Raw genomic sequence first — 20656 nt, 5'->3', positions numbered from 1 at the left:
GTAATCATCTCAAATTTTGCGCTAAAAATGCTAAAAAGAATATTTTTCTTTACAAACATACTCTTCCTTTGTAACCTCAATTCCATTTTTATCCATCTCTTTCTTTATAACTAAATCACATTCTTTGTGATCATTTTAAAAAATGAACAACCGTTACAACTGATATTGTTAGTATAACAATAGAGCCTACAATTAAAGTACTTCTGTTCATAATTTTATTTTATACGATTCAATTAAAATATACCTTTACTTTGTAAAAATTTCATTTCTTTTTCTCCTCCCGCACCTTCATATTCGACAAAAAGTTTTATTCCACATTTTCGAAATAACTCCGCCATATCTGTGTAACAATATTTTTGGAATCCATTTAAATTATTTGAATATCTAGAACCTACACAATCTATACAAAACTCATTATAACCGATTATTCTGTTTTTATCATCTCTAAACAGTATCATATGTCTTGGATTATAACAACCCGCTTGCATCTCTTGCGGAACACAGGTATCACTTATTAATAAATTTAAAAGTTCTTTCTCTTGACTTTTATTTAAAACTACTCTCTCTTGTATCATTGTACTATCAAAAGTAAGTTTATAACTGTCAACTAAAAATTTATAAGAAGGTTGCGCCCCCTTATATTTTATAGTATCCCAAAGAACTCTATTATAATAAGAAACCAATTCTATCTTAGAGAAATTCTTTATTGGAAAATCTCTCTTATTAATTATTTTACTGATTGATTTTTCAATCTTAATCCCTTCGCTTTCTGTTGATTTTCGTCTATCTTCATTTTTACATGAAACCAAAAATAACGCACTAATCAAAAATATTATTTTCCGCATAAACTAAACTTCCACTTTAAACTAAATTAATTCTGCTCAATTACATCCAACTCAACCTTCAAATTCTTGATGATAAATTCCTGTCTGTCTGGCGTATTTTTACCCATATAGAAAGATAATAATTGCTCAATCGAAGTGTTTTTGTCCATCATAATTGGATCCAAACGAATAGTTTCTCCAATAAAATTCTTAAACTCATCTGGAGAAATTTCTCCTAAACCCTTGAATCGGGTGATTTCTGGTTTTGGTTTTAGTTTTTCTATGGCATCTTTACGCTCTTGATCCGAATAACAGTAAATGGTTTCTTTCTTGTTTCGAACTCTGAAAAGTGGCGTTTGCAAAATATACAAATGTCCTTCTTTTATCAATTCAGGGAAAAACTGAAGAAAAAAAGTAATCAATAACAGTCGAATGTGCATTCCATCGACATCGGCATCGGTTGCAATTACGATGTTGTTGTACCGTAATTTTTCTAATCCATCTTCGATATCCAAAGCGGCTTGCAATAAGTTGAATTCTTCATTTTCATAAACAATTTTCTTGCTCATTCCATACGAGTTCAAAGGCTTACCACGCAAACTAAAAACCGCTTGTGTATTTACATCGCGCGATTTAGTAATGGAACCAGAAGCCGAATCTCCCTCTGTGATAAAAAGCGTACTTTCTAAATTTCTTGGGTTTTTAGTATCCGGCAAATGCGCACGACAATCTCGTAATTTCTTATTATGTAAATTTGCTTTTTTAGCGCGATCTGTTGCTAATTTTCGAATACCTGAAAGTTCTTTACGTTCTCTTTCGGCTTGAAGAATTTTTCGCAACAGCGCCTCTGCCGTTGGAGGATTCTTGTGCAAGTAATTGTCTAATTTCGTTTTCACAAAATCATTTACAAAAGTACGTACCGAAGGCATTCCAGGTTCTGAACCCATATCTGTCGAACCTAATTTGGTTTTAGTCTGCGACTCAAAAACAGGCTCCATTACTTTGATACTAATGGCCGTAACAATCGATTTTCGGACATCAGATGCTTCGAAACTTTTATTGTAAAACTCCCGAATGGTTTTTACAATCGCTTCTCGGTATGCTGCTAAATGCGTTCCACCTTGAGTGGTATTTTGTCCGTTGACAAAGGAGTGATACTCCTCAGAATATTGGGTTTTGCTGTGTGTTAAGGCAATCTCAATATCGCCTTCTTTTAAGTGAATGATCGGATATTCTAAATCCTCAACATTAATCGTAGCTTCTAATAAATCTTTAAGTCCGTTTTCAGAATAGTATTTTTCACCATTAAAAATGATGGTTAAACCATTGTTTAGATAACAATAATTTTGAATCATCTTCACTACATATTCCATCCGGAATTTGTAATTCTTGAAAATGGTTTCATCAGGAGTAAAAATAACCTTAGTCCCTTTTCGTTTGGTAGTGTCTATAATGTCTTCTTCGAGAACCAAATTTCCTGCGGAGAACTCGGCTGCTTTTTGTTTTTCATCTCGAACAGACTCAACTCGGAAATAATTAGATAGCGCATTGACTGCTTTAGTACCTACTCCGTTTAGACCAACTGATTTCTGGAAAGCTTTTGAATCATATTTCCCTCCAGTATTCATTTTTGACACGACGTCAACCACTTTTCCTAGCGGAATTCCACGACCATAATCCCGAACAGTAACCGTTTTGTCCTTAATTGTCACCTCAATAGTTTTACCGGCGCCCATTGCAAATTCATCGATACAGTTATCGAGAACCTCTTTGACCAAAATATAAATACCATCATCTGCTGAAGAACCATCTCCCAGTTTTCCGATGTACATTCCGGGACGCATGCGAATGTGTTCTTTCCAGTCGAGTGACCGAATGTTGTCTTCGGTATATTGATTTTGTTCGGACATTTTAGAATTTGTGGATTTTAACTTCGTTCAGTTCGGGCTTTACTATGCGCAAAGCTCTCGAGTGTGCTAATGTAGTGTTATTCGATAAAATTTAAAATAGGAAGCCATCAAAGTTATCAAGAATAATATTGACATTTTCTATTGAAAGATTGAAACATTAAAGGATTGAAAAAATTTAAAAGTCTTAACGATTTCTTTCAACTGATTATCCAATTCAGCGTTCGAAATTACACCTTTTTCTGTATCAAAATTAGCCTCGAAACTTGGTAATGAAAAAGTAGCTTTTACATTCCCTCCATAAAAAGGAAAAGCTTTTTTAGCGATTTCTAAAACGTTCGAACCACCTCTTGCGCCTGGTGAAGTTGCCATCAATAACATTGGTTTTTCCTGAAAAACCTTAGCATTTATCCTAGAGCACCAGTCAAAAATATTCTTGAAAGCTGCTGAATAATTTCCGTTATTTTCTGCCATTGAAACTACTAAAATACCTGCTGTAGCAATTTTATCTAGAAACGCTTTTGCTAACTCGTGTTGACCAATTTCTTTTTCGATATCAACCGTAAATATCGGCATTTGGAAATCATTTAAATCCAATACCTCAACCTCGACATTTTCAAATAAATGCGCTGCGTAAGTTGCTAATTTTTTATTGATGGAATATTTACTGGGGCTTGCGCCAAAGGCTATAATTTTCATGACGATTAGTTTTTCTTAAAAGTAGTGAAAATAAAATAGCAACAACATAATTAGCCACAGATTCCCAGATCAGAAAACTGTGTAAAAACTAAAATCTAATATCATATTTTAATACAGCACTAAATTTCTTTGCCACAGATTTCAAAGATTAGCGCAGATTAATTCGTTAAGTAATTTTAAAAATCTTTTAATCCTTGCAATCTGTAGCAAAAACTCTTTTTACTATTTGCGACAAAATATCTTTAGTATTACTTAAAAATAAAAAACGAAATTTTATTTTTCCTAGATCGATTTCTACCCCAGATTGCAAAGGCAAGCTGGATTAGGTACAAAAAAAGTCGAAAGCTATTGCTAACTTTCGACTTTAAGACTTTCGGCTTTAGGACTATTTTACTTAGACATTAAATCTAAAGTGCATTACATCACCATCCTTAACGATATATTCTTTCCCTTCTACTTTGAATTTTCCGGCTTCCTTGCATTTGGCTTCAGAACCGTACTGAACGAAATCCTCGTACGCAATAACTTCGGCACGGATGAATCCTTTTTCGAAATCAGTATGAATTACTCCTGCAGCTTGTGGCGCAGTAGAACCTACATTGATGGTCCAAGCTCTAACCTCTTTGACACCGGCGGTAAAATAAGTTTGTTGTTTCAATAATTTATAAGCTGCACGTATTAAAACCGAAGCTCCTGGCTCAGTCAATCCCATATCCTCTAGAAAAACTTGACGTTCTTCGTAGCTTTCTAATTCTGTTATATCAGCCTCAGCACCTACAGAAAGTACAATAACCTCAGCATCCTCATCTTTTACTAATTCGCGAACTTGATCAACATATTTATTTCCGTTTACTGCTGAATTTTCATCTACGTTACAAACGTACAATACTGGTTTTGCTGTAATCAACTGAAAACCTTCCATCAAAACTTCCTCGTCATTGTTTTGAGGCGTAATTGTTCTAACAGATTTTGCTTGCAATAACGTTTTTCTAATTCTATTCAACAATGTTTCTTCAACAATTGCTTCTTTATTACCAGTTTTAGCAGCACGTTTTACTTTTTCCAAACGTTTTTCAACATTTTCTAAATCTTTTAACTGCAACTCGATATCGATGGTTTCTTTATCACGAATAGGATTTACATTTCCATCAACGTGAACTATGTTATCGTTATCAAAACAACGTAAAACGTGAATAATCGCATTACATTCTCTAATGTTTCCTAGAAACTGATTTCCTAAACCTTCCCCTTTACTAGCTCCTTTTACCAATCCTGCAATATCTACAATATCTACAGTAGCCATTTGCACGCGCTCTGGCTTTACTAATTCTTCCAATTTTTCTATTCTGGAATCTGGAACATTTACCACTCCTATATTAGGTTCGATGGTGCAAAAAGGGAAATTGGCACTTTGCGCTTTGGCATTAGATAAACAATTGAATAATGTTGATTTTCCAACATTAGGTAATCCTACAATTCCTGCTTTCATATGTAGTTGCTATTTATTTTAATGAAATAATATCTCTTAAACTCCATGTTGTAATACTAAAGAATAAGAATATATAAATTTTTGTTCTAGTATTCGTTACTAAAAACATCTTACTATTTGTTCTAAAAATCTGCAAATATACCATTTTAATACTGTTTTAAAATGTAAAAACCATAGTTTAAAATAGGCTGAAATATTTTTTATAAAAAATTATGTGAAGCGCCAATATTGTGTTAAAAAACAATTATATTGCAATCAATTACAAAACAAAAAAAAACCAAACTCAACTTATTATGAAAAAAATTGCATTATTATTAATTTTACTCAACGCTTCGTTTCTTTTTGCACAAAAAGATGTCTCGGGCGTTGTAAAAGACAATACTGGTAACCCTTTACCCGGTGTTAACATTATTGAAAAAGGAACTCAAAACGGAGTTTCTACTGATTCTGATGGATCGTACAAGATTAAGGTGAAAGAGGGAGCCACATTAGTGTACAGCTATGTTGGCTTTTCAAAATTAGAGAAAGCGGTTACTGCCGCTGTAATGAACGTTGTTTTATCTGAAGAAGGTGGACAAAACCTAGACGAGGTAGTTGTTACTGGATCAAGAACAGCGCCAAGAAGTAACACAACCACTCCATTGCCTATTGATGTAATATCATCAAAAGACTTGACCTCAACCGGACAAGCGACTTTTGACAAGGCATTACAGTATAAAATACCGTCTTTTAACACGGTACAAACTCCTGTAAACGATGCAACATCTCTATTAGATCCGTATGAAATTAGAAACATGGGACCAAGCAGAACCCTGATTTTAATTAATGGTAAACGTAAAAACCTTAGTTCATTGCTATATGTTCAAACGTCTCCCGGACGTGGAGAAACAGGCTCTGATATCTCAGCAATACCAACGGACGCGATTGAGAGAGTTGAAATTCTTCGTGATGGAGCATCCGCTCAATACGGATCTGATGCAATTGCCGGTGTCATGAATATAATCCTTAAAAAGAGTACAAACGGTGGATCTGTGACTGCAAGAAGCGGTATAACTTCTGAAGGAGATGGAGAAATGCTTGGTGTAAGTTTTAATAATGGATCTACAGTTGGAAGCAAAGGATTCGTAAATTATACCGTTGAATTTTCTAAAGTAAATTTAGCGAACAGACCAGGAAAAGTCGATGCTGAAGGAGATTTTAACGACTTTGTTAAAATAAACCCTGCAACATACGATGGTTACGTAAATGATAATAATACACTTGGCGGGACCGATTTGTCAAATATGACAACCGCGCAAAAAGAAGCCTATTTCACGAACAGCTATGTAGGAACGGCAGATTACAACGCAAAATTGGCAGCAATCAACCAAGGAAATATTAATGGAAGAAACGCAGTAAATAATTTTTTAAATGAAAAACCAGACGCAGGAAATGTAAATGGATCGCCACAAACTGCAGCTGCTAAATTTTTAGTAAATGGTGCTTTTGAGTTGTCTGATGCTACACAATTATATTATAATGCAGCTTATGTTTATAAAAAAGTAAATTCCTTTGCAAACTATAGAACTCCATATTGGAGACCTGTTACGGATTTTTTTACTAGTGCTTCTATCCCCGACTGGAGAAAATCAACAACTTCACCATACTTGCAGGACTTCTTTGGCAATGGAACTGCATCATCATATAAAGGGTACGTGCCAACTTTTGTAGGTGATCTAAATGACTATAACGCTACATTGGGTTATAAAGCAGTTAAAAATGAATGGAATACAGATGCTAGTATAACTGTTGGTGGAAACTCTCAAACATATTCTGTAGAAAATTCACAAAACAGATCATCAATTTTAGATGCAAATGGTAACAACGTTTATAAAGAAAATAGCCCAATATTTTTTAAACCGGGTGGAACTTCGTTCAATCACATTGTAGGTAATTTAGATATTTCAAAAGTGCTATCTGAAAAAGTTAGTATTGGTTTTGGTTCTGAATTCAGAACAGAAACCTTTGAGGTTATAGAGGGCGATAAAGCGTCTTGGGATGGAATTGGTGCAGATTCTTTTGCAGGAAATAGACCAGAAAATTCAGGAAAATGGAATCGTTATAATTTAGGTGCTTACTTTGATGTTGCATTTGATGTAACTGAAGATTTTTTATTGAACGGAACAGTTCGTTATGAGGATTATAGCGATTTTGGCGGAGCAACTGTTTGGAAATTAAGCTCTAGATATAAGTTTTTAGATGATAAAGTTACATTAAGAGGATCTGTGTCTACAGGATTTAGAGCACCTACTTTACACCAAATTTATACTCAAAAAGCACAATATTCTTTTGTTGCTGGTCAAGGAATTCAAGTAAGTGGAATTGTTAATAACGTATCTCCACAAGCACGTCTCTTAGGTGTTGATCAACTAGATGCTGAAAAATCAACTAACATAACTGTTGGTATTGGAGCGAAACCTTCAAAAAATTTCAACTTCACTGTAGATTACTATAACATTAAAGTAGAAGACAGAATTGTATTAGGAGACAGGCAAGATACCCAATTCGGAAATGTTGCTTATTTTTCAAATTCATTTGATTCTCGCACATCAGGTTTAGATGTAGTTGCTAATTATAGTAATATTTTGTTAGGAGAAGGAAAACTAGGATTTAATTTATCTGGTAATGTTACCTTACAAAATGAAAGAATCTCTGATGTAAGAAACAATTCATTCGGAGCAACTTTAGACGCATTGATGTTTACATCAAGACCTGATACCAAATGGATTTTAGGAGCTAATTATGAAATTGGTAAATTTGGTTTCTCTTTAAACAATACTTATTTTGGAAAAACAACTTTCAAACAAGATGGTTTGAATTCTAATTTAAGAACTGAGTTTACTCCAAAAGTAGTTACCGATTTAGGAATTACTTTCTCTGCAACTGAAAAATTAACTTTGGCATTGAATGTAAACAACTTGTTGAATGTACTTCCTGAATGGAATTTCAAAGCAGAAAATGCAGCTGGAACAACGCTTTTAAACGATCCTGCTCAAGTAAAAAATCAATCTAATTTGATAACTTTCAACCAACGTTACTCTCAAATGACCTACGATGGATACCACTTTAGCCAATTAGGAACTATGTTTAATTTATCTTTAAACTATAAATTCTAATAGCGTTATAGAATGAATTCAAAAGGACTGTTTCACGACAGTCCTTTTTTTTTGGATAATTTTTATTAATTTTAGGTACAAATACACCATTATCATGGCAAATCTTTATGACGAAAAAATGGCACCAATTTTTGATGCCATGTACCAAACCTTTATTAATTATGATGAAGAATACCAATTCTACAACCACCTGATTACGCAGCTTAATTGCAAAACTGTATTAGAAATTGGAAGTGGTACTGGAAATCTCGCCAAAAGATTCCTTGAAAACAATCAAGAGTACATCGGATTAGATTTAAGTGAAAACATGATAGCTCTTGCCCAAAAGAGAATTAAAAACGGAATTTTCATGCGGGGCGACATGAGAGAATTTAAACTAGATACTAAAGTGGATTGCGCACTCATTACGGGACGCTCCACCAGTTATTTAATGACTAATGACGATGTACAGGCTACCTTTCGATCTATTTCTAAAAACCTAAACAAAGGAGGAATACTCATTTTTGATTTTATTGATGCCAATAGATTTATTCCTTTCACCAAAGAAAACGAAATCATTATTCAAGAAGCAGAGCATGAAAATGTTAAATATTTTCGAAATAGTAACTGGAAAACAACCTCGGCAGAGAACTTTATGTTGGAATGGACCGCACAATATTACACATTGAAAAACAATAAAAAAGAAATCATTGCAGATGATTTTTCTACAGTGCGCGTTTTTACTCTAAATGAAATACAATTATTTTTATTTTTAAATGGTTTCGAAATTATCCCGACTATTGACCGAAAAACCTATGCCTATGACACCTATGTTATTGTAGCAAAACAGATATAAAAAAATAGTACTATTTCTGTTTGTGGTAATTATATAATTTTAGACCATAATTCCATAACAAGCTAAAACTAATGAAGGTGTACATTTGAAATATATTAATCTTATAATTATCTATTATGAAAACTATAATTCTCGGAATGGTTGCTTTTTTATTTTCAATAAATAGTCAAGCTCAAATTAAAAACGTAAAGTCTGAAGTAAAAACAACAGTTACGACTGTGAAAAATTCTGACGGACAAAAAAAATCAACAAAAACACAAGAAATAAAAGAAGTTCAAAAAATTGAATTAAAAGATGCTGGATCGAATGCTTTAAACAAAGAAATTAAGGCAACGCCAGTTGAAGTTACTGCAATTACTAGTGTTACCACTAATGGAGTTACAAATATTGTAGATGTTGATAGATCTGCTTATTACGATTTTAATGGGGTGAAATACCAAGTAAAGTCAGCTGAGAGTGGTTATAATTTGTACCTACCTAACGCTGAAAAGGCTGCCGTTTTAAGAAAAACATCCAACAACAACTATATTTATAATTCTAATACTAAAACCTCATACGGATATTTTGATGGAAATGGTAATTTAGTACTAGAATCTTATGATGCAAAAACAGATACAATAACAATAGAAACTTTTAACATCATCAAAAAATAAATATATTCATATATAAAAAAATCCTGTTCAGCTATAAAGTATCTGAACGGGATTTTTTGTTTTAAAATTAAATCTTACAATTATTCGTTGTGTAAAAAAGCCTGTCTATTTAGTAAAGTTTCTTCACTTTCTACATGATTATCATCTGGTATACAGCAATCTACTGGACACACAGCAGCACATTGTGGTTCATCATGAAAACCTTTACACTCGGTACATTTTCCTGGTACGATGTAATAAACTTCGTCAGAAATTGGAGTTTGAGCTTCATCAGAGTCTACTTCAGTGCCATCAGGTAAAATTATTTTGCCTTTTAGTTTGGTTCCATCTTTGTATCTCCAATCATCAGCTCCTTCATAGATTGCTGTGTTTGGACACTCTGGTTCACAAGCACCACAATTGATACATTCATCTGTTATTATTATTGCCATTTTGTTGTAGTATTTGATATTGAAACTAAAAAAAACCGAACTCAGTAACTTTTGACTTTAAGGCTTTTGACTTTCGGCTTATTAAAGCTTATTTTTGTACAAAATTACAATCAAAACTATTGATAAGCAAACATTATGACATTAGAAACAAAAAAAAGTGTTTTTGTTGAATTAGGTAGATTCTTAAGTCAATTTTCAGAAGATAAAACCATCAAAAATCCAAGTGTTTTGCATAATGAGGCGTTTTTTGATGATTTTACTGCGTTAATAAAATTATCTCAATCGCATAATGGTTGGTATACTCCTGAAAACGTCTATTTCTCCATACAATCATGGGCAGAAGCACTGACAGAAGAAAGCTTAAATCAATGGCTTTCAAGCTATACAATTCCAATTCAAGAGTCTAAAAAAGTCGCTTTAATTCTTGCTGGCAATATTCCGTTAGTGGGTTTTCACGATTTCCTTTCGGTTTTAGTAACTGGAAATAGTGTGTTGGTAAAAACATCCTCAAACGATCAACATTTATTGCCTTTTTTAGCAAAATACATCATTGCAGTTCAACCTGATTTAGCTAATAATATTACTTTTGTAGCCGGAAAATTAGAGAATTTTGATGCAGTAATAGCAACAGGAAGTAATAATACAGCGCGTTATTTTGAATATTATTTTAAAGATAAGCCTGCTATCATTCGAAAAAGCAGAAACTCTATTGCAATTTTAAATGGAAACGAAACTACCGAGCAATTGACCGCTCTAGGAGAAGATATATTTCGCTATTTTGGACTGGGCTGTCGTAATGTTTCGAAAATTTTTGTTCCAAAAGGATATTCGTTTACTACCTTTTTTGAAGCGATATTTATATACCAAGATATCATACATTACGAAAAATACGCTAACAATTACGATTACAATAAAGCTGTTTTCTTGATGAGCAATTTTAAGTTGTTAGATAATGGTTTTTTAACGATAAAGGAGGACAACAGTCATGCTTCTCCTATTTCAAGTGTTTTTTATGAGTTTTATGATGATATCAATACTTTAAAAACAAGACTACAATCCGAAAACGAGCATATTCAGTGCATTGTAAGTGATGGCATTATAGAGAACAGCATTGGTTTTGGAGAAACACAAAAACCTAAATTGTGGAGTTACGCAGATAACATCGATACTATTGAGTTTTTGTTAACAATTTAGTAGAAAAAACTGCGATTATTTCGAATTAATTAACGCCTATTAAATTACTATTCCCGAAATTTGCTCTTTAATTTTTGGATTCAAACTACACCATGAAAAAACACAACTACAGCGCAGGACCTTGTATTTTACCACAAGAAGTTTTCGAAAAATCAGCACAAGCAATTTTAAATTTTAACGATTCTGGCTTATCGCTTCTAGAAATGTCACACCGCAGCAAGGACTTTGTTGCAGTAATGGAAGAAGCACGAACAATTGTTCTTGAACTTCTAGGACTTGAAGGGAAGGGTTATCAAGCCTTATTCCTATCTGGAGGAGCAAGTTTAGAATTTATTATGGCACCGTATAACCTAATGAAAGAAGGTGGTAAAGCTGCCTATCTTGATACAGGAACTTGGGCAGCCGCGGCAATAAAGGAAGCAAAACTTTTTGGAGAAACCATTGTCGTTGCTTCTTCAGCTGCTGAAAACTACAATCATATTCCAAAAGGATATGCAATACCTACAGATGCTGATTATTTTCACTGCACGAGCAACAATACCATTTTTGGTACTCAAATGAAAGAGTTTCCTGTAACTAGCATACCTGTTGTATGCGATATGAGTTCTGATATATTTTCAAGAGTTTTGGATTTTTCAAAATTTGATTTGATATATGCTGGAGCTCAAAAAAATATGGGACCAGCAGGAACTACTCTAATTGTTGTAAAAGAAGAAATTCTGGGCAAAACCGGTAGAATAATCCCAAGTATGTTGGATTACACCAAACATATTAAGGCCGAAAGTATGTACAACACACCTCCTGTTTTTCCGGTTTACGCATCATTATTGACCTTACAATGGTTGAAAAATCTAGGTGGAGTTGCCGCTATTGAAAAAATAAACAATGCAAAAGCAGCGTTACTTTATACCGAAATAGATAGAAATCCTTTGTTTAAAGGCGCTGCAGCTGTTGAAGATCGTTCTAATATGAATGCTACTTTTTTATTAAATGATGAAACACATGCCGCAACATTTGATGCAATGTGGAAAGCCGCAGGAATATCTGGATTACCAGGTCACCGTTCTGTAGGCGGTTATAGAGCGTCTATGTACAATGCATTACCGCTAGAAAGTGTTCAGGTTTTAGTAGATGTGATGCAAGAACTAGAACGTACCGTTTAGTTGCGAATGCACTGTCTAAAAAAAAATTACTTCAGAATCCTGAATAGCTAGCCCCGATTGAAATGAAAATCCTTTTATGTTTTTTCTTTAAAAACATAAAAGATTGAAGTGAAAAGCGGGAAATAGCTCCTGAAAAAAATAAAAATAATAGAAGGATCTTTTAAGTTCTTCAAAATGATATAAAAAAATGAAAGTATTAGCCAACGATGGAATTTCAAAAAGTGGAATTCTAGCTTTAGAAAAAGGTGGATTTGAAGTGATCACTACAAAAGTTGCTCAGGAACAAGTTGCTAATTTTGTGAATGAAAACAACGTTTCTGTGGTTTTAGTTCGTAGTGCAACCAAAGTGCGTCAAGATATTATTGATGCTTGCCCAGGATTAAAAATCATAGGTCGTGGTGGTGTAGGAATGGATAATATTGACGTGGATTATGCTAAAAGCAAAGGCATTCATGTAATTAATACTCCTGCTTCTTCATCAGAATCTGTTGCAGAATTGGTATTTGCTCATTTATTCTCAGGTGTTCGGTTCTTGCATGATTCTAACAGAAATATGCCTTTAGAAGGCGATACTAATTTTGAAGGCTTGAAAAAGGCCTATGCAAATGGGATCGAGTTAAGAGGCAAAACCCTTGGTATAGTAGGAATAGGTCGTATTGGTCAAGCTACTGCTAAAATGGCTCTAGGTTTAGGCATGAAAGTAATTGCTGCAGATAGTTTTATCCCGCAAGTTGATGTAACGGTTTCGTTTTTTGACGGGCAGTCTATTACAACCACTATCGTTTCTCAATCTTTAGAATCGCTATTTAAGGAAGCGGATTTCATTACCTTACATGTGCCTGCTCAAGAGGGTTACATTATTGGTGAGAAGGAACTAGCGATAATGAAAGACGGGGTAGGAATTGTAAACTGTGCTCGTGGCGGTGTTATTGACGAAGTGGCCTTAGTAAAAGCACTCGATAGCGGAAAAGTATTATTTGCAGGATTGGATGTTTTTGAAAACGAACCAGCTCCAGAAATGGCTATTTTGATGAATCATAAAATCTCATTAACACCGCATATTGGTGCTGCAACTGGAGAAGCTCAAGATAGAATTGGCACTGAATTGGCTTCGCAAATCATTAGTATTTTGGGCTAAGGTTTTAAAAGAAATAAAATGTAGTAAAGGGATTTATTTTTAAGGAATAAATCCCTTTTTTTATTAGATTTGGTATCTAAACAAAACCAAAACCTATGTTAGAACAATTAGCACAATTAGCACAACAGTTTGGAGTCGAGTCGGTTGTTAAAAATAACGCCATTCCAAACGAACAAAATGAAGCAGTTATAGAAGAAGCTGGAAGCTCCATTTTTTCTGGTTTACAGAAAATTGCATCAGAGGGCGGAGTACAACAATTGACTTCTTTGTTTCAAGGAGATAATGCTCAAAACGCTTCAAATCCTGTAGTTCAAAAACTTACTGAACAACTCACAGGTAGTCTTGGAGAAAAATTTGGTATTAATGCAGATGCAGCATCGGGTGTTGCAGAAAGTTTGATTCCTAAAATCTTGGGTTCCTTAGTAAACAAAGCTAAAGACCCTAATGATAGTAGTTTTCAAATCTCGGATATCATTGCAGCTATATCTGGCGGAGGAGCACAAGGATCTGGAATTCTGGATGCTATTTCAAAATATGGTGGACAGTTTGGTTTGGATCAAAATGCCGACGGTAAAGTTGATATCAGCGATGCAATGTCAGCGGTTACAAATAAAGGAGGCGGATTAGGAAGTATTCTTGGAAAACTTTTTAGCAAATAAAAACACTCAGACTACATAAAAATCACCTACCTCGATAGGTAATTTTTTATGTTAAAACGCTTTTAGCAAGCCTTTTAAAACTGTAACTTTATATTCAAATTTTTGATTATGAAAAATAGCCTTTATCTCCTAACCATTATTGTTGTTGTTACTTTTTTCAGTTGTAATACGCCAAAATCTGCTGTTCCGAGTATGGATAAATCTATCGCTACAAAAGGTGATACAATACGAATTGCAAACGATGCTCTCGAGTATGAGGTAATTATTATTGATGCAGGATTTAATTCTTGGCTAGTTTCAAGAGCTTTCCCTAGAAACTATCATTCGCAATCTTTTTTGGAAAACAAAAATAGATTTTATATCACCGAATGGAATAATCGCGTTTTGCAACCACAGCGTTTCGATCCTAATTTATATGAAATGACAATCAATTATGACCCAACTGTTGATTATGGATATGAAGTAAATTATTTGATTTATAATTATATGATTTATTTTCAAAACACATTTAATCAAAAACTTTTTGGTTTTGTCCCGATCAGATAATGTTACTATATTTGTAATCATTATAAATAAAAATGAACAAACTAAAACAGCGTTGGGGCATTGAAACTAATTTTCAACTCACAATTATCTTTATCGTTTTTGCGCTAACCGGGTCGGCATCGGCATGGTTGTCAAAACCGTTTTGTATTTGGCTCGGCATTACGAAAGGCGATCTAGGCTACTTGTTTACACCCGTTCGATTGCTTCTAATTTTTCCCATTTATCAACTACTTTTGGTTCTGATAGGTTTTCTATTTGGGCAATTTAAATTCTTTTGGGCTTTTGAAAAAAAAATGTTGAAACGATTCGGATTTGGATTTCTTTTCAAATCATAAAAAACGCCTCGATCAAGAGGCGTTTTTGTTTTTTATGAGGTAGTTGTAAATCCAGGTTAGGGTAAAAGTTGGAATAAAATCTGAAAAGGGTAAAATCTCTTCTAGAAAAGTTACTACTCCGCCTATTTTCCCCAGAGTTCCTTTATACATCCAAGTCATCAAGTAACCGGCTAAAGGAGCCCAAATAACATCTGAAAACTCACCAAGAAACGGAACGGTAAAGGAAAGAATTCCAATCATGTCAAACAGAATGCCTAAAAAAAGGTTTCTTGATTTGTTATTTACTTCACCAACGGATATTTGTTCTGCCATAGTATTTAGATTATTAGTTCAAATCTACGTGCAAATCTAATGCCAATTATTTCTTGAGTTTATCTTGATATACTTTTTTAAGTTTGTCAATTTTTGGTGTTATGACATAACTGCAATACCCTTGTGATTTGTTCTGATTGTAATAGTTTTGATGATATTCTTCGGCTGTATAAAATATGCTTGCTGCCGAAATCTTAGTTACAATAGGTTTGCCAAATGTATTCTCACTAGTCATTAGAGCAATATAATCCTCAGAGATTTGTTTTTGCACAGCGTTATGAAAGAAAATTTCACTTCTATACTGCGTACCAACATCAGCTCCTTGACGGTTTAAAGTAGTGGGATCATGAGTTGCAAAAAATATCTCCAAAAGTTCTCCAAAAGTGATTTTTTTAGGATCAAAAGTAATTTCAATAGCTTCGGCATGACCCGTATCACCATTACAAATTTCTTTGTATGTTGGATTTAATGTTTTTCCTCCAATATACCCTGAAACTACTTTAGTAACTCCATCCAATTCTAAAAAAACTGCTTCTGTACACCAAAAACATCCCCCTGCAAAGGTGGCAACTTCCAATTCGTTTTGTAATTCCATAGTTATTATTTCTTTACTTTTTGGTAACATACCATGATTTGCCTTTGCAAAAAATGAAAAAGGCAATAGGGCCAAAAAAACTCCAATTATTTTTTTCATACCGTATTAATTAAATTCAAATTTATTCATAAAATCAGTGTGGCAAGATCCTCTTAACTAAAGTTTATAGTTTGTCAAAGCAAAATAATAGGAGTTCCATTTTATAATCATTAAAATCTTTGTTTCTTTGTGAAAATAGTCCCAAATGATACAGGCCAAAAACTTACATAAATATTACGATCAACTTCATGTTTTAAAAGGAGTTGATTTACACATTCAAAAAGGAGAAATTGTCTCTATCGTGGGTGCCTCCGGAGCCGGAAAAACTACGCTATTGCAAATTTTAGGAACCTTAGACAAACCCACTGTTGAAAGCGGAATTGAGTTGCGCATCAACAATGAGGATATTTTGACCATGAATGACAAGACCTTGTCTAAATTTAGAAATCTAAATTTGGGTTTTATATTTCAATTTCATCAGTTGCTCCCTGAATTTACCGCTATAGAAAACGTTTGTATCCCCGCTTTTATTGCAAACAAATCTAAGGAAGAAACAGAAGTAGAAGCAAAAAAATTATTAACGTATCTTGGTCTTTCGCACCGTATGAATCACAAACCCAATGAACTTTCTGGAGGTGAGCAACAGCGCGTAGCCGTGGCACGAGCACTAATTAACAAGCCAGCAATCATTTTTGCAGATGAACCTTCCGGAAATCTGGATACTGCATCGGCCGAAAATTTGCATCAGCTCTTTTTCAAATTACGAGATGAGCTCGGACAAACTTTTGTCATAGTAACCCACAACGAGGAACTAGCTAATATGGCCGACCGAAAGCTAGTCATGGTAGATGGTTTAATTAGTAATTAGGAGCTATTTCCAGCTATCCACTCTATCTTTTTATTTTTGAAAATAAAAATAAAAAGGATGCCGTTCCTATCTGGGCTACAACCTAAAATAAACAGAAAAATCGTTTTAAATTACATAGGTACCAAAGTCCTTTCCTGTATGAATCCATCAGATCTTAAAGATTTTCTTGACGAAAAAGTCCTGCAATACAACACACTCGATTTCATAGAAAGTGATCCCGTACAAATTCCGCATTTATTTAAACAAAAAGAAGATGTTGAAATTGCTGGTTTTCTGAGTGCAACCATTGCCTGGGGAAATCGCAAAATGATCATCAAAAACTCGCATAAAATGATGGATTTAATGGGAAATGCACCATATGATTTTGTTATGTCGCATTCTGATGCGGATCTGCAACGCTTGGACACTTTTGTTCACCGAACTTTTAACGGAATCGATTTTACTACTTTTATTAGGAGTTTAAAAAATATTTACAAGAACCATCATGGCTTAGAATCTGTATTTGCCCAAAATAAAGAATCTGCAACTATGCAAAAAAGCATCACCGAATTTAAAAAGATATTTTTTGAAATTCCCCATGAATATCGGACTCAAAAACACGTTTCAGACCCTTTGAACAATTCAGCAGCCAAACGAATCAACATGTATTTAAGATGGATGGTCCGTCAAGATACCACTGGCGTCGATTTAGGAATTTGGAAAAGCATCTCTCCTGCTGCCTTGTCTTGCCCCTTAGATGTGCATTCTGGAAACGTAGCTCGGAAACTAGGATTGCTAACAAGAAAACAAAATGATGGTAAAGCATTAACCGAATTGGACTTAAAACTTCGGCAGTTCGAACCTTCGGATCCTGTAAAATATGATTTTGCTTTATTTGGGCTAGGTGTTTTTGAAGGTTTTTAAAAACTAATTCTGATACAAAAATAAGAAGTGCTGTTGTAGTAAATTAATACCGATTATAGCCTGTTTTTTAATCTTTCAATCTAATTGTAATAAGCCGTTCCTCATTAAATACAGTAGCTCAGACTCTTTCGAAAACAACAATCCCAGCAACGAATGCCAGTATCCTCATAAAAAACGTATCTTTGCACAAAATTTAAGCAAATGAGTACTTTCGAACAATTCAATCTTCCCAAATCTGTCCAAAAAGCAATTGACGATTTAGGATTTACTTCTCCAACTCCTATCCAAGAAAAAACTTTTTCTGTGATAATGTCAGGAAGGGATATGATGGGAATTGCACAAACTGGAACTGGAAAAACATTTGCCTACCTTTTGCCTTTATTGAAATTATACAAATTTACTCTAGGACACACGCCTAAAATAGTAATTCTAGTTCCTACACGTGAACTTGTAGTGCAAGTTGTAGAGGAAGTAGAAAAATTGACAAAATACATGTCAGTTCGAACTATTGGAATTTTTGGTGGTGTTAATATCAACACGCAAAAAACTACTGTTTATCAAGGATGTGACATACTGGTGGGAACTCCGGGAAGAATCATGGATTTAACATTAGACAATGTGATTCGTTTTGAAGACATGCAAAAGTTAGTAATTGATGAGTTTGATGAAATGCTGAATTTAGGGTTTAGAACCCAATTGACCGCTATCCTGGCTATGATGCCAAAAAAGCGTCAAAATATTCTTTTCTCAGCTACAATGACAGATGAAGTAGATGCTATTTTGAATGATTATTTTGATTATCCCGAAGAAGTTACCCTTTCGGCTTCTGGAACACCATTAGAAAACATCAAGCAAATCACCTATAATGTTCCCAATTTCAATACCAAAGTTAATCTTTTAAAACACTTATTAGAATCGAACGAAGACATGAGTCGCGTTTTGGTTTTTGTTAATAACAAGAAGATTTCAGATATGCTTCACGAGCGCATCGAAGAGGATTTTGATGGTCAATTTGGTGTCATTCACTCCAATAAATCACAAAATTATCGTTTGAGTACGATGGCATCCTTCCAAGAAGGAAATCTTCGTGGTTTGATTACTACAGATATTATGGCGAGAGGTTTGGATATTTCTAATATCACTCATGTCGTGAATTTTGAAATGCCAGAAATGCCAGAATTATACATGCACCGTATTGGTAGAACGGGCCGTGCTGATGCCACTGGAACGGCAATCAGTCTTATTGCTCCTCGTGAAGAAGAGTTCAAAGTAGAAGTAGAAGTGCTTATGAATATGGAATTATCGATTGAGTCTTTTCCAGAAACAGTGGAAGTTTCATCAAAACTAATCGAACCTGAAAAAGACAGACAACCTATTAAGTTTTTGATGAAAAAACAAAAACTAGAGGGAGATGGTGCTTTTCAAGAAAAAAGTAAAAAGAATAAAAAAGTCAATTTGGGTGGGCCTGGAGTTACCAAGAAAAAAACGCATGGCTCCGTAAATCGAAATATGCTTAAAACACGAGACAAAAAGAGAAAAGACAAAAATAAATAAGACTTTCAAAACTTGAAAATCTCAAATAATAAAAGGGCTAAAATGATATTCATTTTAGCCCTTTTATAGTAAATCCTGCAACAATTACTTTTTTGTAAAAACCAAACAAACAGGTGCACACAAAGCAATTTTTTTACCAGTAGCAATGAGTGCTCCGATAGTTTTATTTCTTTTAAAAATTACTACTTCATTCGTGAATTGATTTGCTATTAAAAGAAAATTTCCTGTTGGGTCAATCGCAAAATTTCTAGGTCCTTTTCCTAAAGTACTGGTTTGACCTTGCAGGTATAATTTTCCGTTATTTAGAATTTTAAAAATCGTGATGTTATTTGCCTCGCCTCTATTGGTGGCATATAAAAATTTACCGTCAGGCGAAATATGAATATCTGCAGCACTAAAAGTTCCTTTGAACTCTTTTGATAAAACAGTAGTTTCCTCTACTTTTTTCAACAATCCATTTGCATTTCTAAATACCGATAACGCTCCATCTAGTTCATGCAATAGATAAACAAATTTTCCGTCTTTGCTAAACGTTAAATGTCTGGGTCCACTCCCTGATTGTACTGAAATACTATCTTTTAATTTTAAAACTGTATTCGCTTCATCAGGAAAATAGGCATACACATACATTTTATCATTCCCTAAATCAGTAGCGAAAACAAACTTTTTATCAGGAGAAAAATGAACCAAGTGTACATGCGGACTTTCTTGTCTTTGGGTATTATTTCCTTTACCATAATGCTGCACGACTTGCTTTGCCTCAGCCAAACTTCCATCTTTGTTTTTTTCGAAAACTGAAATGCTTCCCCCAGAGTAATTTGCGACAATGACATTTTTATGGTCATTGATGATGTAACACGGATCAGCACCTTTTGAATTTTGCTTGTTTATTTGATCTAATTTTCCGGTAATTGAATTGAAACCAAAAGAACTAACGGTACTTGCTGCTCCAAACTCATTAACAGAATACACAAAAGTATTGTCTTTAGAGACCGTTAAAAAACTTGGATTCACCACATTTTCGGTAGAATTTTTAAAACTAAAATCTCCCGTTTTAGTATTAAAATCATAGGTGTAAATTCCTTTATTTTCACATTTTTGCGTGTAAGTACCAATGAGTAAATTGTAGTTACTTTTTTGTGCACAAACGTTCGAAAAAATGAAAATTAATAAAACTATTGCAAAGTGATTTTTCATGTTTATAAATAGTATTTACAGCTAAAATAGACATAATATTGATTGTACCTGTAAATTGTTCATTCCTCAGAAAAATTATAACAACATCACCTAAAACTGTCAACAAATTTGTATTTTTGACTGTCAAAATTCAATGAACTTCATTGAAAAAATAATCTAG

The 20656-nt window shown here is 33.9% G+C and carries 20 protein-coding genes; 12 read left to right on the top strand and 8 right to left on the bottom strand.

The genetic code is table 11. From position 1 onward, the window contains the following. Nucleotides 1-233: 233 nt before the first annotated feature. The 4 genes from ACNQGO_RS05005 to ychF all read right to left on the bottom strand — a co-directional run bounded on the left by ACNQGO_RS05005 (nucleotide 234) and on the right by ychF (nucleotide 4919). On the bottom strand, nucleotides 234-845 hold the full coding sequence (locus ACNQGO_RS05005) for a hypothetical protein (RefSeq protein WP_417984487.1): 612 nt from the start codon (nucleotides 843-845) through the stop codon (nucleotides 234-236). 26 nt (nucleotides 846-871) lie between these two features. Continuing rightward, nucleotides 872-2734 carry a DNA topoisomerase IV subunit B gene (locus ACNQGO_RS05000; RefSeq protein ID WP_417977322.1) on the bottom strand — a complete coding sequence of 621 codons (1863 nt, stop codon included), beginning with the start codon at nucleotides 2732-2734 and terminating at the stop codon, nucleotides 872-874. A gap of 138 nt (nucleotides 2735-2872) precedes the next feature. Then, nucleotides 2873-3430 carry an NADPH-dependent FMN reductase gene (locus ACNQGO_RS04995; protein ID WP_417977324.1) on the bottom strand — a complete coding sequence of 186 codons (558 nt, stop codon included), beginning with the start codon at nucleotides 3428-3430 and terminating at the stop codon, nucleotides 2873-2875. A gap of 394 nt (nucleotides 3431-3824) precedes the next feature. After that, the gene (gene ychF / locus ACNQGO_RS04990) at nucleotides 3825-4919 is read right to left on the bottom strand and encodes a redox-regulated ATPase YchF (RefSeq protein ID WP_417977326.1); all 1095 of its coding nucleotides are present in this window, start codon (nucleotides 4917-4919) and stop codon (nucleotides 3825-3827) included. A 293-nt stretch (nucleotides 4920-5212) separates the two neighbouring features. Between ychF and ACNQGO_RS04985 the strand changes: the two genes are divergently transcribed. The 3 genes from ACNQGO_RS04985 (at nucleotide 5213) to ACNQGO_RS04975 (ending at nucleotide 9562) form a co-directional block, all read left to right on the top strand. Next, nucleotides 5213-8074: a TonB-dependent receptor gene (locus tag ACNQGO_RS04985; protein ID WP_417977328.1), complete on the top strand. Its 2862-nt coding sequence runs from the start codon at nucleotides 5213-5215 to the stop codon at nucleotides 8072-8074. Nucleotides 8075-8168: 94 nt separating this feature from the next. Beyond that, entirely contained in the window at nucleotides 8169-8909 is a 741-nt protein-coding gene (locus ACNQGO_RS04980; protein ID WP_417977330.1) for a class I SAM-dependent DNA methyltransferase, read from the top strand. Between the two features lie 116 nt (nucleotides 8910-9025). Continuing rightward, on the top strand, nucleotides 9026-9562 hold the full coding sequence (locus ACNQGO_RS04975) for a hypothetical protein (RefSeq protein ID WP_309755890.1): 537 nt from the start codon (nucleotides 9026-9028) through the stop codon (nucleotides 9560-9562). Between the two features lie 80 nt (nucleotides 9563-9642). On the opposite strand, the gene ACNQGO_RS04970 is transcribed toward ACNQGO_RS04975, so the two are convergent. Beyond that, nucleotides 9643-9993 (bottom strand): 4Fe-4S dicluster domain-containing protein, encoded by a 351-nt coding sequence (locus ACNQGO_RS04970; RefSeq protein WP_121925579.1) that lies wholly within the window; start codon nucleotides 9991-9993, stop codon nucleotides 9643-9645. Between the two features lie 135 nt (nucleotides 9994-10128). On the opposite strand from ACNQGO_RS04970, the gene ACNQGO_RS04965 reads away from it, so the two are divergent. The 6 genes from ACNQGO_RS04965 to ACNQGO_RS04940 all read left to right on the top strand — a co-directional run bounded on the left by ACNQGO_RS04965 (nucleotide 10129) and on the right by ACNQGO_RS04940 (nucleotide 15028). Then, a complete protein-coding gene (locus ACNQGO_RS04965) occupies nucleotides 10129-11187 on the top strand; it encodes an acyl-CoA reductase (RefSeq protein WP_417984483.1) in 1059 nt (352 codons plus the stop codon). Nucleotides 11188-11279: 92 nt separating this feature from the next. Then, nucleotides 11280-12350, top strand: a complete 1071-nt coding sequence (gene serC, locus ACNQGO_RS04960; protein WP_417977335.1) for a 3-phosphoserine/phosphohydroxythreonine transaminase — start codon at nucleotides 11280-11282, stop codon at nucleotides 12348-12350. Nucleotides 12351-12537: 187 nt separating this feature from the next. Further along, the gene (locus tag ACNQGO_RS04955; protein ID WP_417977337.1) at nucleotides 12538-13488 is read left to right on the top strand and encodes a D-2-hydroxyacid dehydrogenase; all 951 of its coding nucleotides are present in this window, start codon (nucleotides 12538-12540) and stop codon (nucleotides 13486-13488) included. A gap of 95 nt (nucleotides 13489-13583) precedes the next feature. Further along, on the top strand, nucleotides 13584-14147 hold the full coding sequence (locus ACNQGO_RS04950) for a DUF937 domain-containing protein (RefSeq protein ID WP_417984481.1): 564 nt from the start codon (nucleotides 13584-13586) through the stop codon (nucleotides 14145-14147). Nucleotides 14148-14255: 108 nt separating this feature from the next. Then, nucleotides 14256-14693 (top strand): DUF6146 family protein, encoded by a 438-nt coding sequence (locus tag ACNQGO_RS04945; protein ID WP_417968637.1) that lies wholly within the window; start codon nucleotides 14256-14258, stop codon nucleotides 14691-14693. A gap of 32 nt (nucleotides 14694-14725) precedes the next feature. Beyond that, nucleotides 14726-15028, top strand: a complete 303-nt coding sequence (locus ACNQGO_RS04940) for a DUF6787 family protein (protein WP_417977341.1) — start codon at nucleotides 14726-14728, stop codon at nucleotides 15026-15028. A 12-nt stretch (nucleotides 15029-15040) separates the two neighbouring features. Here the strand turns inward: ACNQGO_RS04940 and ACNQGO_RS04935 are convergent, their stop codons facing one another. Then, on the bottom strand, nucleotides 15041-15340 hold the full coding sequence (locus tag ACNQGO_RS04935; RefSeq protein WP_417943435.1) for a hypothetical protein: 300 nt from the start codon (nucleotides 15338-15340) through the stop codon (nucleotides 15041-15043). 46 nt (nucleotides 15341-15386) lie between these two features. Further along, a complete protein-coding gene (gene msrA / locus ACNQGO_RS04930) occupies nucleotides 15387-15935 on the bottom strand; it encodes a peptide-methionine (S)-S-oxide reductase MsrA (protein ID WP_417943472.1) in 549 nt (182 codons plus the stop codon). 244 nt (nucleotides 15936-16179) lie between these two features. Between msrA and ACNQGO_RS04925 the strand changes: the two genes are divergently transcribed. From ACNQGO_RS04925 to ACNQGO_RS04915, 3 genes are all read left to right on the top strand, one after another. Beyond that, a complete protein-coding gene (locus tag ACNQGO_RS04925) occupies nucleotides 16180-16842 on the top strand; it encodes an ABC transporter ATP-binding protein (RefSeq protein ID WP_417977344.1) in 663 nt (220 codons plus the stop codon). 138 nt (nucleotides 16843-16980) lie between these two features. Continuing rightward, nucleotides 16981-17745, top strand: coding sequence for a TIGR02757 family protein (locus ACNQGO_RS04920; RefSeq protein ID WP_417984510.1), 765 nt, complete (start codon nucleotides 16981-16983; stop codon nucleotides 17743-17745). A gap of 201 nt (nucleotides 17746-17946) precedes the next feature. Then, nucleotides 17947-19299 carry a DEAD/DEAH box helicase gene (locus ACNQGO_RS04915; RefSeq protein WP_417943437.1) on the top strand — a complete coding sequence of 451 codons (1353 nt, stop codon included), beginning with the start codon at nucleotides 17947-17949 and terminating at the stop codon, nucleotides 19297-19299. 84 nt (nucleotides 19300-19383) lie between these two features. Here ACNQGO_RS04915 and ACNQGO_RS04910 read toward each other — a convergent pair whose 3' ends face one another. Then, a complete protein-coding gene (locus ACNQGO_RS04910) occupies nucleotides 19384-20496 on the bottom strand; it encodes a lactonase family protein (protein ID WP_417943438.1) in 1113 nt (370 codons plus the stop codon). Nucleotides 20497-20656: the final 160 nt, after the last annotated feature.

It is taken from the genome of Flavobacterium frigidum (assembly GCF_048286735.1).
In the GTDB taxonomy this organism is placed as follows: Bacteria; Bacteroidota; Bacteroidia; order Flavobacteriales; family Flavobacteriaceae; genus Flavobacterium.
The sequence above is the reverse complement of the archived record's forward strand: the minus strand, read 5'-3'. Positions and strand labels throughout refer to the sequence as shown.

Bases quoted from the DNA above. Each gene is read 5' to 3' on its own strand.
- ACNQGO_RS05005 (WP_417984487.1), bottom strand. From the start codon at position 845: ATGCGGAAAATAATATTTTTGATTAGTGCGTTATTTTTGGTTTCATGT.
- ACNQGO_RS05000 (WP_417977322.1), bottom strand. From the start codon at position 2,734: ATGTCCGAACAAAATCAATATACCGAAGACAACATTCGGTCACTCGAC.
- ACNQGO_RS04995 (WP_417977324.1), bottom strand. From the start codon at position 3,430: ATGAAAATTATAGCCTTTGGCGCAAGCCCCAGTAAATATTCCATCAAT.
- ychF (WP_417977326.1), bottom strand. From the start codon at position 4,919: ATGAAAGCAGGAATTGTAGGATTACCTAATGTTGGAAAATCAACATTA.
- ACNQGO_RS04985 (WP_417977328.1), top strand. From the start codon at position 5,213: ATGAAAAAAATTGCATTATTATTAATTTTACTCAACGCTTCGTTTCTT.
- ACNQGO_RS04980 (WP_417977330.1), top strand. From the start codon at position 8,169: ATGGCAAATCTTTATGACGAAAAAATGGCACCAATTTTTGATGCCATG.
- ACNQGO_RS04975 (WP_309755890.1), top strand. From the start codon at position 9,026: ATGAAAACTATAATTCTCGGAATGGTTGCTTTTTTATTTTCAATAAAT.
- ACNQGO_RS04970 (WP_121925579.1), bottom strand. From the start codon at position 9,993: ATGGCAATAATAATAACAGATGAATGTATCAATTGTGGTGCTTGTGAA.
- ACNQGO_RS04965 (WP_417984483.1), top strand. From the start codon at position 10,129: ATGACATTAGAAACAAAAAAAAGTGTTTTTGTTGAATTAGGTAGATTC.
- serC (WP_417977335.1), top strand. From the start codon at position 11,280: ATGAAAAAACACAACTACAGCGCAGGACCTTGTATTTTACCACAAGAA.
- ACNQGO_RS04955 (WP_417977337.1), top strand. From the start codon at position 12,538: ATGAAAGTATTAGCCAACGATGGAATTTCAAAAAGTGGAATTCTAGCT.
- ACNQGO_RS04950 (WP_417984481.1), top strand. From the start codon at position 13,584: ATGTTAGAACAATTAGCACAATTAGCACAACAGTTTGGAGTCGAGTCG.
- ACNQGO_RS04945 (WP_417968637.1), top strand. From the start codon at position 14,256: ATGAAAAATAGCCTTTATCTCCTAACCATTATTGTTGTTGTTACTTTT.
- ACNQGO_RS04940 (WP_417977341.1), top strand. From the start codon at position 14,726: ATGAACAAACTAAAACAGCGTTGGGGCATTGAAACTAATTTTCAACTC.
- ACNQGO_RS04935 (WP_417943435.1), bottom strand. From the start codon at position 15,340: ATGGCAGAACAAATATCCGTTGGTGAAGTAAATAACAAATCAAGAAAC.
- msrA (WP_417943472.1), bottom strand. From the start codon at position 15,935: ATGGAATTACAAAACGAATTGGAAGTTGCCACCTTTGCAGGGGGATGT.
- ACNQGO_RS04925 (WP_417977344.1), top strand. From the start codon at position 16,180: ATGATACAGGCCAAAAACTTACATAAATATTACGATCAACTTCATGTT.
- ACNQGO_RS04920 (WP_417984510.1), top strand. From the start codon at position 16,981: ATGAATCCATCAGATCTTAAAGATTTTCTTGACGAAAAAGTCCTGCAA.
- ACNQGO_RS04915 (WP_417943437.1), top strand. From the start codon at position 17,947: ATGAGTACTTTCGAACAATTCAATCTTCCCAAATCTGTCCAAAAAGCA.
- ACNQGO_RS04910 (WP_417943438.1), bottom strand. From the start codon at position 20,496: ATGAAAAATCACTTTGCAATAGTTTTATTAATTTTCATTTTTTCGAAC.